The organism is Gracilibacillus salinarum, assembly GCF_022919575.1.
In the GTDB taxonomy this organism is placed as follows: Bacteria; Bacillota; Bacilli; order Bacillales; family Amphibacillaceae; genus Gracilibacillus; species Gracilibacillus salinarum.
This window is the reverse complement of record NZ_CP095071.1, coordinates 2,223,864-2,238,759: the sequence shown is the minus strand read 5'-3', so window position 1 is coordinate 2,238,759 and position 14,896 is coordinate 2,223,864. Positions and strand designations below refer to the sequence as shown.

Sequence of the window (14,896 nt, the reverse complement as noted above, 5' to 3'; positions counted from 1 at the left end):
TCATGGCATTAACCGTCCGTAATACCCCCACTGATTGAAGTCTTACTTTATCATATCAAATCATGCAGAAGTGTACGATGATAAATAATGGAAGTGGTTTCAAAATCAGAGCGGATTATTTATGTTTTACAGTGGCTCTATGTATAATAGGTGATGAAAACGCAGTCAAATTAAAATGAATGGAGAGGGATTATGCAATATCGTCAATTTGGAAAAACAGATATGAAAATTAGTGAATTAAGCTTTGGTACTTGGGCGGTAGGTGGAGCATGGGGGCAAACAAATGATACAGAAGCACTCAATGGATTAGCAAGAGCAATGGATGCAGGTGTTAATTTCTTTGATACGGCAGATGTCTATGGTGATGGACACAGTGAGGAATTATTAGCAAAAGCAACAAAAGGTAAAGAGGACCAGATTCACATTGCTACGAAATTTTGTCGTGCTGGAGACATTCATGATCCGGCCAATTATTCAGAAGAAGCCGTCACAAATTATGTGGAGAATAGTTTAAGAAGACTGGAGCGCGAGCAACTGGACCTTATTCAAATTCATTGTCCACCAATCGAGATTATAAGAGATGGTGCCGTTTTTGGTGTGTTAGATTCTTTAAAGCGACAGGGGAAAATACGCCACTATGGTGTCAGCGTGGAGACGGTTGAGGAAGGGTTATTAGCGATGGAAAATCCGAATGTTGACGCGCTGCAAGTCATTTTTAACATTTTCCGGCAAAAGCCTGTTACAGAGTTGTTTCCTGTAGCGAAGCAAAAGAATGTTGGAATTCTGGCAAGGGTACCACTGGCAAGCGGGCTATTAACAGGCAAATTCTCAGCTGGCCACCAATTTGAAGAAGATGATCACCGGAAATTTAATCAAAATGGAGAAGCTTTTAATGTAGGAGAAACCTTTGCCGGTTTACCTTTTGATAAAGGGGTGGAATTGAGCAATCAGCTGAACTGGATCAAAGATGGCCGAGGTAATATGACAAGAGCTGCACTGAAGTGGATCTTAAGTCATGATGCTGTTTCCTCCGTAATACCTGGATTTAAGACAATCAAGCAAGTCGATGATAATCTGGCGGCGATGAAAGTACCTGAGTTTACTGAAACCGAGCTTGAACGACTACAAAACTTTTATAAAAATGACGTGCATGATCATATTAGAGGTCCCTATTAATACAATGAGGTATGGAAACTTTCCATACCTTTTATTTTTTTGCGTTTGGAATTAATAAGGAAAAGTGGGGGACGGATATGGCGGAGATTGCATCGGTGATTTTGTTAAGTATGGTTGTGATTATTCTTATTATCCCAGGCATGTTAATGCTATATGCCTTTTTAGTTGACCGAAATCAAAAAAGGCATGCTGTGCTTAAGAATTATCCATTGATCGGCAGAGTTCGTTATTTTTTGGAAAGTATCGGTCCTGAGTTAAGACAGTACTTATTTACGGAGGATAATACCGGAAAGCCTTTTTCGAGGAAAGACTATCAGGATATTGTCCTGCCGGCAAAGTATAAGAGAAGACTAGAGGGATTTGGTTCCAAACGGGATTTTGATCAGCAAGGTTATTATATAAGAAATACGATGTTTCCGAAGTTAAAAGAAGAACTATCTGTTCAGCATGCACCACTTATTGATACCAAAATTTATCACGTTGATAAAGAAAATCTATTCTCACGCAAAGAACATCGTCAATCGCAGCAGGTGTCTCCTTATTTATTAAAAAAGGAACATGAAGTCGTTATTGGCCCGAATGTCAAACATCCTTTTCGTTTGCAAGGACTGATTGGAATGTCTGGAATGAGTTATGGCGCGCTCGGAGATCGAGCCATCAGTGCTTTATCCATTGGCTTAGGCCGTGCAGGCGGTACGTGGATGAACACAGGAGAAGGCGGCTTGTCTGCCTACCACTTCAAAGGAAATGTCGATATCATCATGCAGATCGGTCCTGGTTTATATGGAGTGCGCACCAGCGATGGCAAGATGTCGTGGGAACAATTAAAGCAAAAAGCAGAGATCACACAAATTAAAGCGTTTGAGATTAAATTAGCACAAGGGGCCAAAACAAGAGGTGGTCATTTAGAAGCTGATAAAGTGACAGAAGAAATTGCGCGTAACCGGGGAATTGAACCATTTAAAGCGAATGACAGTCCTAACCGTTTTCATCAGTTTGATAACGTCTACGGCTTATTAGATTTTGTAGAAGAAGTCAGATCGGTATCGGAAAAGCCGGTAGGTATTAAAATCGTTGTCGGACAGGAAGAGGAGATTTATCATTTGGCAGAAGTAATGAAAGAGACCGGCAAGATTCCTGATTTTATTTCCGTTGATGGCGGTGAAGGTGGAACCGGTGCAACTTTTCAGGAGCTGACAGATAGTGTAGGATTACCGATAAAATCAGCGATCCCGATCCTGAATCAGGCGTTAATCAGTGCTGGTGTACGTGAGAAGGTGAAGATTATTGCCTCAGGGAAATTATTCACACCTGACCGGATGGCTTTAGCGTTAGCACTTGGGGCAGACTTAGTGCAGGCGGCTCGTGCTTTTATGATTACAACTGGCTGTATCATGGCTCAAGTCTGTCATACTAATCATTGTCCGGTAGGTGTCGCAACGACTGACCCTAAATTACAGCGGGGCTTGGATATCGAAGAAAAATCTTATCGTGTTACCAATTATGTGCTATCGATCAGGGAAGGTCTATATAATATTGCATCGGCAGCTGGTGTTGAATCACCATCTCAGTTAAATGAACGGCATATTGCATTTAAAGATAGTAACCATGTTGTTCATAAGAATCATTTAATGACACATAAATAATGTGGTATACTTAGTAAAGTATATTAAGAAAGTTGGGGAACATGATGCTGCGCGGAAGCTTTCAATGGATGAAATCATTAAATAAATCAATTATTCTTAATAAAATTCGTACCTCCGGCTCTATTTCACGTGCTCAAATTGCAAAAGAAACGCAATTAACACCACCAACAGTAGGAACGATTGTCAAAGAATTATTAGAGCAGGGCTTAATTAAAGAAAGTCAGCTCGGCGCTTCGCAAGGTGGCCGAAAGCCTACTATGCTGGTGTTAAATACAACCGGATTTTATATTATTGGCATTGATGTCGGACCAGAGGATATTCAATTTGTCATCTCTGATTTGTCGGGTGATATCATTGATGGGCAGGAACAACCTTTAACCACGGGCATTCAAAAGCAGGACTTTTTGCAAATGCTCTTAGATGTCGTTACGCAATTAATTCAAAAGCATAGTTCGTTACAATTTATTGGTATAGGCGTTGCTATGCATGGTGTGGTCGACGCGGATCAAGGGATATCTATTTTTGCGCCTAACCTTAACTTGCGTGATGTAGCAATCAAACAACACTTAGAGGCTCATTTTGATATGGATGTGAAGGTAGAGAATGATGCAAAAGCATTGGCTTTAGGTGAAGCGTGGTTTGAAAATAAAACGACTCACAGCAGCATGATTGCCGTTAATGTTGGCAGGGGGATTGGTGCTGGTATTGTCATTGATGGCAAATTATTTAGTGGCGAGCATGGTATCGCCGGTGAGATAGGTCATATGATGATTGATTTAAAGGGGAAACGATGTACCTGTGGCAATGATGGCTGCTTACAAACGATTGCCTCTGGCCCTGCAATAGGAGAGCGAGCAATGGAGCTGCTGAGACAAGGTAATCCATCACTTCTATCCGAATATCCCGAACCAATCACAGCCGAACTGGTTCATCAGGCGGCAGTCGAAGAGGATCAGCTGGCCAAAGATATTCTAAAGGAAGCTGGAAGTTATTTAGGCATAGCCCTAACCAACCTGATACATGTCTGTAATCCGAGCTCGATTATCATCGGCGGGGGAGTGGCACAAGCCGGGGATTTCATTTTAGACCCGATTGTTCAGACCATTCAGTCAAGAGCGATTTCCAACCAAGCACAACAAACACCCGTGTCCCTTTCTAACCTGGGGCAATACGGATCTGCCTTAGGTGCAGTTGCTTTAATTTTGAGTGAATTATTTGAACCGAATATGAATTGAAATATTGGAGTCGGCTAAATACCAAGGTATGTGTTTAGCCGTATTTTTATTGTCTGATGGCGAAGGAAAGGAATATATTGTTCAGAGATTATATGAATGATTTTTTATCACGGCGCTAACCGTCCGTAATACCCCGGCTGATTGAAGTCACGCTTTATAATACGAATTCTTTAGTCGACGCAGCTTCTGTTTTCCAAATGAATGTCAAAAAGAATTTGGCTCCTCTTCCATATTTCAATTATAATAGAATAAGTAGTTCTATTAGATTATAAGAAGAAAGGGGATAGCTGATGGATGAGAAAAAACGTTTTACTTTTTCTGTATCGGAGAATCCATTGCCCTTGTATATAGAGAGTATTGGGTATAATTCAAATGAATTAGATTTTAATCGTCCTGAAGGATATCCATATTATCATTGGCTGCAAACAGTAAATGGTGAAGGTATTATAGAATTAGGAAGTGAATCTTTTTTCTTACCGCGTGGGAAAGCGATTCTTTTGACACCGTACACTCCACATAAATATTATTCGAATCATGGATCAAATAAAAATTGGGAAACGTACTACATTACTTTTACAGGAGTAGCAATTGATCCTATTTTAAATGCATTAGACATGAACTATTCTGCTTTCTATGAAGAGAATGAAAAGATTTCATTTAGTACACATGTGGAGAAAATCATTGAAAAATTGGAAGAATATCAATCGCCACATCATTTAGCCCACGAGATATCTGCTGATTTATATCAATTTTTAATGCGGTTGAAAAAGTATGGTCAAATGAATAATAGATTGTCAGTCTTGCAATCATTTGAAAAAATCAGGGAGATTGTAGAATGGTTGGAACAAGTGTATCCACAGGACATTGGCCTATTAGAGATATCAGAAAAAGCACGAGTAAGTTCGCAACATTTAAATTCGATGTTTCATGATACATTCGGTATTAGTCCATATTCTTTTCTGGTACAATTGCGGATCAGAGAGGCAAAACGAATCTTACTAACTACACCAGATTTATCTTTGAAAGAGATTGCCAAACAAGTAGGATTCAATGGTGTTAGTCATTTTGTAGCGACATTTAAAAAACGGGAAGGTATAACACCTTCCACTTATCGAAACCTGCATTTATAATAATGCAGGTTTTTTTATCAAACAGAAAGTATGTAAGTACAGTCACAGCAGTAATCATACTGAACATGAATTTGAGTTCCTATAATATGGATTATGTAAACTAAGGCTATATGGAAAAATGGTCATTTTGAAATATTTTATCTGCGTTGCAAAGCTTCGGAAATAGGCTCCGCGTCCTGCGGGCACGGCTTCAGCTAATTTATGAAAGAAAATTCTTTTCTTTCATAAATGGATCTTCAGCTCGCGCTGATTCCACGGGAGTCTCCGCCTATTTCCTACGCTTGAGGGAAGTGCTACAACGTATGGAACAGCAAAAAGCAGTGATTCTAAGCATTTTTCAATAGCTATTATATATGCATACGATCAATATACTAGCTCTTACAAAAATTGTAGAGCCCCCATCCTAGCGTAGGCCAACCACGGAGACTCCCGCGGGATTGTGCAGGTGCTGGAGATCCACTTTGTGAAGCGTTCTTCTTCACAAAGTTAGCTCCAGCCGTGCCCCGCAGGACGCGGAGTGGTTGGACGGAGCGGTATCCTAGCACATTAAATATCTCAATATGGATGCTTGGCAGCGATGGCTAGTTAACATAATCCAATTATGGGTGATTGTGTATTTTTTAATTAATTATGTCTAGGTGAATTTTCCTGTTTTTATTAGTTTTTATAACTGCAATAAAATCAAGGTGGGTACATATTCCTGAAAAGCAAATTACATTATCTGAAACTGATATAGAATATTTTGATATATATTTAAAAATGAAATCGCTTTATAATTAACTTGTATTAATTAATTAAATTTATTAAGGAGGTCAATTAGTTGAAAAAGTTTAAAGTGTTTTTGGGTTTATTATTAGTTATAGCTGTTCTCACATTGGTTGCTTGTGCCCCGGAGCGTGAAGGAGCTTCACAATCTGAAGAAAATAAAGAACAAGGGGAAGAGAACCAAAGCGAAGAGAAACCAGATGAATTAAAAGTATGGGTGAATGATGAAGAAGAAGCGATTGAGGCAGCAGAAGAAATGTTTACGAAATATAAAGAAGAAACAGGAATAGACGTTGTTGTTGAACAGGTTCCAATGCCTGATCAACTGCAGAAACTTAGTTTGGCTGGACCAACAGGTGATGGGCCAGACTTATTCTTCCAGCCGCAGGATAGATTAGGAGATGTGGTTGCTCAAGGGTTAGCAGAACCGTTTGAGTATACTGATGAGGAGTTAAGTGGGTATAGTGAAGCTGCGATAGATGCTTTCACTTATGAAGGACAGTTATATGGATCTCCTGTAACGATCGATACCTATTTTCTCTACTATAACAAAAGTTTAGTAGATTCACCGCCAGAGACAATGGACGAAGTATATGAGATTTCAAAAGAATTGACAGCGCCTGAGAAAGATCAATTTGGATTTTTAATCTCCCCTGAGTTTTATTACTTATATTCCTTTATGAATGCTTACGGTGGTTATATCTTTGGAGAAGAAGACGGAGTATATGATACGTCAGATATCGGTTTAGATAATGAAGGTTCAATTGCTGGCTTGCAAGAATATAAAAAATTCATCGATGAAGGTTTACTGCCTAAAAGTCTGACAGTTGATGTGATTGATGGATTATTTACAGAAGGAAAAGTCGGGATGGCTGTTAGTGGTCCATGGAATATTCCAATTTATCAAGAGGCGCTCGGTGAAGATTTAGGCACTGCTCCTTTACCAAAAATTAATGGAGAGGCTGCTCCTTCATTTGTAGGAGTAAAAGCATGGTTAGTATCTTCTTATTCGGAAAGTCCTGAATGGGCAATGAATTTAGCTAAATACATGACGAATAATGAAAATTCTCAGCTGTATTATGATTTGACAGGAGAAATACCTCCAAGACCAGAAATTCTAGAAAGTATTGAAGATCCTGTGTATGACGGCTATACAGCACAAATTCCAAATGGAACGCCTATGCCAAATATCCCTGAAATGTCAGTAGTATGGGATATGGATGATGCCATTGAATTAATTGTAAATGGTGGAGATGTAGAGGAAAATTTAAAAGATGTTGTAGGCAATATTAAAGATAAAATACAACTTTCAGAATAGTAGTTGCTTAGAATGAGAAGGTTTCCTTCTCATTCTAAATTTAAACAGAGGATGATTGAAATGTCTAAGAATGAAATTTATTCTGAAAATATTCAGGACAGAAAGAATAATCATAATCCAACTATTGCAACAATATTATCCATTATTTTTGCGGGATTAGGACAATTATATAATAGAAGATTTTTGAAAGGTACCATTTTAATTTTATTAGAAATATGTTTTCTGCTGACATGCGCTAAATTTATTAATTTGGGGTTATGGGGAATCAGAACATTAGGGACAATAGCTGGAGAAGACCATTCCATTTTTTTATTGGTATATGGTTTGATTTCATTGATCCTAATAGTGTTTGCGGTTATTTTTTATGTGCTAAATGTTAAAGATGCTAGAAAACAAGCACAGCTTATTGCTCAAGGCTGGCAAGCACCTAGTATAAGAGAATCCGTAAAAATCGCTTATGACAAGAGTTTTGTTTATATTTTGATAATACCTGGGTTCGTATTGTTAATTTTTTCAGTGTTATTGCCTTTACTGTTTGCAGTATCTTTAGCATTTACGAATTATGACCTATATAATTCACCTCCGAAAAATTTAATAGACTGGGTAGGATTTGAGAATTTCGGAACACTTCTTACTGCTCCACTCTGGAAAGATACATTTGTCAGTGTATTTGCCTGGACTATTATTTGGACATTGGTGGCAACAACTTTTCAAATTGTATTAGGTTTATTTTTAGCGTTATTAGCAAATGACAGTAGAATTAAATTTAAAAAAGCTATCAGAACAATTTTGATTTTACCGTGGGCAGTTCCGGGTTTTGTGTCCATATTAATTTTTGCTGCAATGTTTAACAATGAGTTTGGGACTATTAATCGTGACATAATCATACCCCTTTTTGGTGGGGAAGGAATTCCGTGGTTGTCAGATCCATTTTATACGAGAATAGTGCTTATACTCATTCAGACATGGTTAGGGTATCCGTTTGTATTTGCCTTATTTTCTGGAGTTCTTCAAAGTGTGTCAAAGGACTGGTATGAGGCTGCCGAAGTGGACGGTGCTACCAGATGGCAGAAATTTAAGAATATAACACTTCCGCACGTTTTATTCGCAACAGCTCCTTTATTAATAATTCAATATACTACCAATTTCAACAATTTCAACGTCATTTATTTATTTAATGAAGGTGGTCCTGCCGTTCAGGGACAAAATGCAGGCGGTACGGATATATTAATTTCATGGGTGTATAAACTAACGTTTGAAACGAATAATTACAGTATGGCTGCTGCGATTTCTTTAATAATTGGTATTTTAATATCGGTATTTGCCATTTTGCAATTCCGTAGAACCAGTTCTTTTAAGCAGGAGGGTAAAATTTAATGAATGCCAAGTTTAAATCAAATTTAGAAGTAGCAGGAATATATCTCATCTTTGGTATTATGACTGTAATTATTGTATATCCGATTATTTGGGCTATTGGAATGTCGTTGAACTCTAGTACCAGTTTTTATTCATCATCTATCATTCCTGAAAACTGGTCATTCGTTCACTATAAATGGCTATTCACAGATCCTAGCAGTGATTACCTTAATTGGTATAAGAACAGTATGATAGTTTCCAGTGCATCTGCTATCTTTTCTGTCGTTATGACATCTTTAGTAGCTTATGCTTTTTCTAGATATAATTTTGTTGGTAAAAAAACAGGATTGTATACGTTTTTGATTTTGCAAATGTTTCCGGCAATGATGGCAATGGTTGCCCTTTATATCCTGTTAAATTTAGTAGGCTTACTTGATACATTAACAGGATTGGTTCTTATTTATGTTGGTGGTCAGATACCTTTCAATGCATGGCTTGTAAAGGGTTATTTAGACACGATTCCTAGAGAATTAGATGAAGCTGCACGAATTGACGGTGCTGGGCATTTAACAGTATTTTTGAAAATCATTATGCCGTTAGCTAAACCAATTCTAGCTGTAGTTGCTTTATTTAATTTTATGAATCCATTGTTTGATTTTCTGTTGCCATCTATCATTCTGCAAAGTTCAGAGAATTATACTTTAGCATTGGGTCTGTTCAATTTTATTAATGATCAGTTTTCGAACAATTTTACCCGCTTTGCTGCAGGCGCCATTTTAATAGCTGCTCCTGTTGCGGTTCTGTATTTATTCTTGCAAAGGTATTTAATATCTGGTCTAACTGCAGGTGGGACAAAAGGCTAACACTAAAAAAGAAATTAACTATTGGGGAGGCAATACTATTTTGAATCAGGAATTTATTAAAGGTGTAGATATTTCGATATTAGATGAAGTTGAAAAATTTGGCGGAGAATTCTTTTTGAATAACCAAAAAAGAGATTTATTTGAAATATTAAAAACGAAAGGTATTGATACGGTAAGACTTCGATTATGGGTAAATCCTTTCGATTCACAAGGGAATCCTTATTTAGGAGGAACAAATGATTTAAGTACAACGCTTCGATTAGCCAGAAGAGCTAAGGCTGAAGGCATGAAGTTGATGTTGAATTTACATTACAGCGATTTTTGGGCAGATCCAAAAAAACAACAAAAACCGAAAGAATGGGCAAGCTTAAGTCAAGAGGAATTAATAGAAAAGGTATACAGCTATACGAAAGAAGTATTAGCAGTGTTTGATAAAGAAAATTTGGTGCCTGAGTACATCCAAATTGGTAATGAAATAACAAACGGTATGCTATGGCCAGATGGTCAAACCCCAAAATTCAAATTTGAAGAAAAGGAATTTGAGGTATGGGAAGAGCATGAAAGAGATGGGGCTTATGATAGATTAGCAGATTTGCTGAAAGCTGGAGTTTCGGCCGTAAGAGAAAACTATCATACTGATCAAATGAAAATTATTCTGCATCTTGATTTCGGCGGTGCGAATAAGCTATATCGAATTTGGTTTGATGAAATCTGTAAAAGAGACGTAGATTTTGACATTATCGGTTTGTCATACTACCCATACTGGCACGGCAGTTTAGCAGATCTAAGTTCTAATTTGAAAGATATAGGAGATAGATTCAAAAAAGATTTATTGATTGTAGAAACTGCGTATGCATTTACAGATGAGTCACCTAAAGATGAAGACAGTATATTTAATAGAGAACTATCTGATATAGCTGGTTATCCTCCTACACCTAAAGGACAGCAAGATTTCTTGATAGATCTTATGAATACTGTTAAAAACCTTAAAACAGATGACTATTGTGGATTAGGCATTGTATATTGGGAACCGGCTTGGCTGCCTGTTAAACAAACTACTTGGGCAAGTATTGAAGGTATGAAATATGGTAATGATCTTGGCCGGGGAGGTAATCACTGGGCCAATCAAGGATTGTTTGATTTCAAGGGGAATGCTTTAGAGACATTGGATGTGTTTCATTCATTTTAAATAAATATAGGAGGTTCATTTTATGAAAAAGCTAAAAGTATTTTTTACTGGTAGTATTTTATTCCTTAGTTTATTTATTCTAACAAGTATTACGAATCCTGGTGATCTTCAAGCATCAAGTAATCTTATCATGGGTGGAGATGTTTCCATGCTAGAAGAAGTGGAGGAGCTGGGAGGCACTTTCTATGAAGATGGTGTTGAAAAAGATGCACTTGAAATCTTAAGCTCAAATGGTATGAATTACGTTCGATTACGACTATGGGTGGATCCTTATGATGCACAAGGTAATCCTTACGGTGGAGGAACGAATGATATACAAACTGCTCTTTCTTTAGCAAAACGTGCAAAAGCAGAAGGGATGGGGATTTTACTTGATCTTCATTACAGTGATTTTTGGGCAGATCCGGGAACACAGACTAAACCTAAAGCATGGCAAGACTTATCTTACACTGAATTAAAAGATGAGGTATATAATTACTCTAAAAATGTAATAGAAACATTTAAACAGGAAAATGTGATGCCGCAGATGGTTCAAGTAGGAAATGAAACTACATCTGGAATTCTATGGGACGATGGAAAGGTAGGTACAGATAATACTGATTTCACACAATTAGCGGAACTGTTCTCTTCTGGAATTTCTGGGATTAATGATGCGCTAGATAGTGGGGAAGATGTAGAAATAGTACTGCACCTTGACCATGGAGGGGATAATAGTTTATATAGATGGTGGTTTGATGAAATAACTAATTTAGGGGTGGACTTCGATATAATTGGTCTATCCTATTACCCTTTTTGGCATGGTACGATGGGGGAATTACATTATAATTTAAATGATATCAGTAAAAGATATAATAAAGATGTCATGATTGTAGAAACTGCTTATGGATTTACATTAGCTGATGGTGATGGTTTAGGTAATTCATTTTACGAGACAGAAGAAGAAGTTGGTGGCTATCCGGCTACTCCGCAGGGACAAATGGACTATATGAAAGATTTACAAGAAATAGTTGCAGACATTCCGAATGATAGAGGCAGAGGGATCTTCTGGTGGGAACCCACTTGGCTTCCTGTAGAAGGAGCGAATTGGGGCACGGATGCTGGTAAACTTTATAATGATGATACTGGTTTATTGTCCAACCCTTGGGATAATCAAACGTTATTTGATTTTAATGGGAATGCATTAGAAAGTGTTTCTGTCTTTAATAGTACGGTCCCAACTAATTTGCTTCAAAACCATGATTTTGAACAAGATGGTTGGACAAACTCTCCAACTGATTGGGGTGTTTGGACACAAGATAGCAGTAATAGTGATGCAGTAGTTGTAGAAAGTCCAGGAATAAATGGTGATTATAAACTGACGCATTGGAAAGATAATGACTATACTGTATCAACCTATCAGACAATAAGTGGACTTGAAGATGGCGAATATACTTTGTCAGCATGGGTTCTGAATAGTGGTGGACAAGATGATGTGTATATCTATGCCAAAAACTATGGTGGTACGGAATTACAACAGGATTTACCGGTAAGTGCGGATAGTTGGGTGAAGGTGGAAATAGAAAACATTACTGTTACAAATGGCCAATGTGAAATTGGTATTATTTCATATGCGAATGCAGGTAATTGGATGAATATCGATAATATGAAATTTTATAAGAATAATTAATGGTATACTAACATAACAACATTGAAAGACAGGTGATAACATGAAATTCAAACCAGTAAGTGAAAAAATACCAAAAATGTTACACGGGGCAGATTATAACCCGGAACAGTGGGAAAAATACCCGGAAGTGTTGGAGGAAGATATTCGATTAATGAAGCTGGCCAATTGTAATGTGATGTCAGTCGGTATCTTTTCCTGGGCGAAATTAGAGCCGGAGGAAGGAACGTTTACTTTCGATTGGATGGATAAATTATTGGATAAGTTCCATGAAAACGGTATATTTGCGTTTTTAGCAACGCCAAGTGGGGCAAGACCTGCCTGGATGTCAGAGAAGTATCCAGAAGTATTGAGAGTGGAGGCGAATCGTGTTCGTAATTTACACGGTTTACGTCACAATCACTGTTATACGTCTCCGGTATATCGTGATAAAGTCACCACAATGAACACGAAATTAGCGGAGCGTTATGCAGATCATCCGGCTGTGATCGGTTGGCATGTTTCCAATGAATATGGTGGTGAATGTCACTGTGATTACTGTCAGGAAGCATTTCGTGACTGGTTAAAAGAAAAATACCAAACATTGGATGCTTTAAATGATGCGTGGTGGACCACGTTCTGGAGTCATACGTATTCCAGCTGGTCACAAGTGGAGTCACCAGCTCCGCACGGGGAATCCATGGTGCACGGATTAAACCTTGATTGGAAACGCTTTGTTACGCACCAAACATTAGATTTTTATCGTCATGAAGTGAAACCGTTAAAGGCAGTAAAACCAGAAATGCCAGCAACGGCAAACTTTATGGAATTATTCGAACCGTTAAATTATGCAAAAATGGCAGATGATATCGACTTTATTTCATGGGATTCGTACCCATTGTGGCATGATACAAGTGATCCATCCTATCGTGCAGCCTATACAGCGATGAATCATGATTGGTTCCGTTCTTTAAAAGATGGACAGCCATTCTTATTAATGGAAAGCACGCCAAGCTTAACGAACTGGCAGCCAATCAGTAAATTGAAAAAACCGGGCATGCATAATTTGTCTTCCCTGCAGGCGGTTGCTCATGGTTCTGATTCTGTACAGTATTTCCAATGGCGTAAGAGTCGTGGATCCAGTGAGAAGTTCCATGGTGCAGTCGTTGATCATCTTGGTACTGAACACAACCGTGTTTTTCAGGAAGTAAAAGAATTGGGCGAAAACCTGTCCCAATTAGATGAAGTTGTGGGAACGACGGTAGATGCGGAAGTTGCGATCATTTTTGATACGGAAAATCGCTGGGCTGTCAACGATTCACAAGGTCCACGTAACAGTGGTGTGCATTATGAGCGTACGGTAACCGAGCACTATCAGGCATTCTGGGAACAAGGCATCGCAGTTGATGTGATTGATTCCGAGAAGGACCTTTCCAAGTATAAAGTAGTCGTGGCGCCAATGTTATATATGGTTCGTGAAGGTGTTGGCGAGAACATCGAGAAATTTGTGCAAAATGGTGGCACGTTCGTTACAACTTACTGGTCCGGAATTGTTAATGAAACGGATTTATGTTTCTTAGGCGGATTCCCAGGTCCATTACGTAAAACGCTAGGTATCTGGTCAGAAGAAATAGACGGTTTATATGATGGTCAGACGAATCATGTCAAAGTCATCGGCAATAATGAATTAGGCTTAAGTGGAGAATATCAGGCGAAGGAGCTTTGTGACCTGATTCATTTGGAAGGCGCTCAGGCTTTAGCGCAATATGGAAGTGATTTCTATGCGGACAGACCGGCCTTGACAGTGAACGAATTCGGACAAGGAAAAGCGTATTATATCGCTTCTCGTAATGACCGTTCCTTCCACAAGGAATTTTTCGAGAAATTAGCAGATCAAGCAGGATTAACACGAGCAACAGGCGGGACACTGCCAGTTGGTGTCAGCGCACAAGTACGTACAGATGGCAGCAATGACTATTTATTCTTGATGAACTTCTCCAGTGAAAGCCAGGAAATTACCCTCGCTGAAGGGGAATACCAGGATCATATAACAGGAGAAGCAGTAACAGGAAATGTAACATTAACAGCATATGATGTGAAAGTGTTGAAAAAATAACAGGAATAGCTGAACAGACCAGATCAATGATGATTTGGTCTGTTTTTCTTATCAATCAAGATAGTATAAAAGTGCAGTCACAGCATTAATCATATGGAATATGAAGCTGAGTTCCTATAATATGGATTATGTCAACTAACAGCTTAGTATTTATTTTGATATGATTCATGTGCTATAATACCGCTCCGGCCAACCACTTCGCGTCCTGCGGGGCACGGCTGAAGCTAACTTTGTGAAGAAGAGCGCTTCACAAAGTGGATCTTCAGCGCCTGCCTGTCCCGCGGGAGTCTACGTGGTTGGCCTACGCTAAAGTTTAGCTCTGCAACTAATACCACAGCTTGTATATAGAGTGCTATGCTCAGTGTCATATTTCACTGTTAGATGTATCATGTTTAGCGCTACTGCTTTTAGCTCTGCCAATCGTTGTAGCACTTCCCTCAAGCGTAGGAAATAGGCGGAG

10 protein-coding genes are annotated in these 14,896 nt (G+C 38.5%); all 10 read left to right on the top strand.

The window, feature by feature from the left end; genetic code table 11:
- Positions 1–192: 192 nt before the first annotated feature.
- The 10 genes from MUN87_RS10350 (at position 193) to MUN87_RS10305 (ending at position 14,436) form a co-directional block, all read left to right on the top strand.
- Positions 193–1,176 carry an aldo/keto reductase gene (locus MUN87_RS10350; protein WP_244747688.1) on the top strand — a complete coding sequence of 328 codons (984 nt, stop codon included), beginning with the start codon at positions 193–195 and terminating at the stop codon, positions 1,174–1,176.
- Positions 1,177–1,253: 77 nt separating this feature from the next.
- Positions 1,254–2,822, top strand: coding sequence for an FMN-binding glutamate synthase family protein (locus MUN87_RS10345; RefSeq protein ID WP_244747687.1), 1,569 nt, complete (start codon positions 1,254–1,256; stop codon positions 2,820–2,822).
- A gap of 44 nt (positions 2,823–2,866) precedes the next feature.
- Positions 2,867–4,057, top strand: coding sequence for an ROK family transcriptional regulator (locus MUN87_RS10340; protein WP_244747947.1), 1,191 nt, complete (start codon positions 2,867–2,869; stop codon positions 4,055–4,057).
- A 290-nt stretch (positions 4,058–4,347) separates the two neighbouring features.
- The gene (locus tag MUN87_RS10335) at positions 4,348–5,187 is read left to right on the top strand and encodes a helix-turn-helix domain-containing protein (RefSeq protein WP_244747686.1); all 840 of its coding nucleotides are present in this window, start codon (positions 4,348–4,350) and stop codon (positions 5,185–5,187) included.
- Between the two features lie 820 nt (positions 5,188–6,007).
- Positions 6,008–7,270, top strand: a complete 1,263-nt coding sequence (locus tag MUN87_RS10330; RefSeq protein WP_244747685.1) for a sugar ABC transporter substrate-binding protein — start codon at positions 6,008–6,010, stop codon at positions 7,268–7,270.
- Between the two features lie 60 nt (positions 7,271–7,330).
- Entirely contained in the window at positions 7,331–8,647 is a 1,317-nt protein-coding gene (locus MUN87_RS10325; RefSeq protein ID WP_244747684.1) for a carbohydrate ABC transporter permease, read from the top strand.
- Positions 8,647–9,489, top strand: coding sequence for a sugar ABC transporter permease (locus tag MUN87_RS10320; RefSeq protein WP_244747683.1), 843 nt, complete (start codon positions 8,647–8,649; stop codon positions 9,487–9,489). The genes MUN87_RS10325 and MUN87_RS10320 overlap by 1 nt, the downstream gene beginning before the upstream one ends.
- Positions 9,490–9,529: 40 nt before the next feature.
- The gene (locus MUN87_RS10315; RefSeq protein WP_244747682.1) at positions 9,530–10,678 is read left to right on the top strand and encodes a glycoside hydrolase family 53 protein; all 1,149 of its coding nucleotides are present in this window, start codon (positions 9,530–9,532) and stop codon (positions 10,676–10,678) included.
- Positions 10,679–10,700: 22 nt separating this feature from the next.
- A complete protein-coding gene (locus MUN87_RS10310) occupies positions 10,701–12,344 on the top strand; it encodes a glycosyl hydrolase 53 family protein (protein WP_244747681.1) in 1,644 nt (547 codons plus the stop codon).
- Positions 12,345–12,384: 40 nt separating this feature from the next.
- Positions 12,385–14,436, top strand: coding sequence for a beta-galactosidase (locus MUN87_RS10305; protein WP_305037451.1), 2,052 nt, complete (start codon positions 12,385–12,387; stop codon positions 14,434–14,436).
- Positions 14,437–14,896: the final 460 nt, after the last annotated feature.

What these genes read in the sequence shown, in the direction of transcription:
- MUN87_RS10350 (WP_244747688.1), top strand. Translation starts at nt 193, where the DNA reads ATGCAATATCGTCAATTTGGAAAAACAGATATGAAAATTAGTGAATTA.
- MUN87_RS10345 (WP_244747687.1), top strand. Translation starts at nt 1,254, where the DNA reads ATGGCGGAGATTGCATCGGTGATTTTGTTAAGTATGGTTGTGATTATT.
- MUN87_RS10340 (WP_244747947.1), top strand. Translation starts at nt 2,867, where the DNA reads ATGCTGCGCGGAAGCTTTCAATGGATGAAATCATTAAATAAATCAATT.
- MUN87_RS10335 (WP_244747686.1), top strand. Translation starts at nt 4,348, where the DNA reads ATGGATGAGAAAAAACGTTTTACTTTTTCTGTATCGGAGAATCCATTG.
- MUN87_RS10325 (WP_244747684.1), top strand. Translation starts at nt 7,331, where the DNA reads ATGTCTAAGAATGAAATTTATTCTGAAAATATTCAGGACAGAAAGAAT.
- MUN87_RS10320 (WP_244747683.1), top strand. Translation starts at nt 8,647, where the DNA reads ATGAATGCCAAGTTTAAATCAAATTTAGAAGTAGCAGGAATATATCTC.
- MUN87_RS10310 (WP_244747681.1), top strand. Translation starts at nt 10,701, where the DNA reads ATGAAAAAGCTAAAAGTATTTTTTACTGGTAGTATTTTATTCCTTAGT.
- MUN87_RS10305 (WP_305037451.1), top strand. Translation starts at nt 12,385, where the DNA reads ATGAAATTCAAACCAGTAAGTGAAAAAATACCAAAAATGTTACACGGG.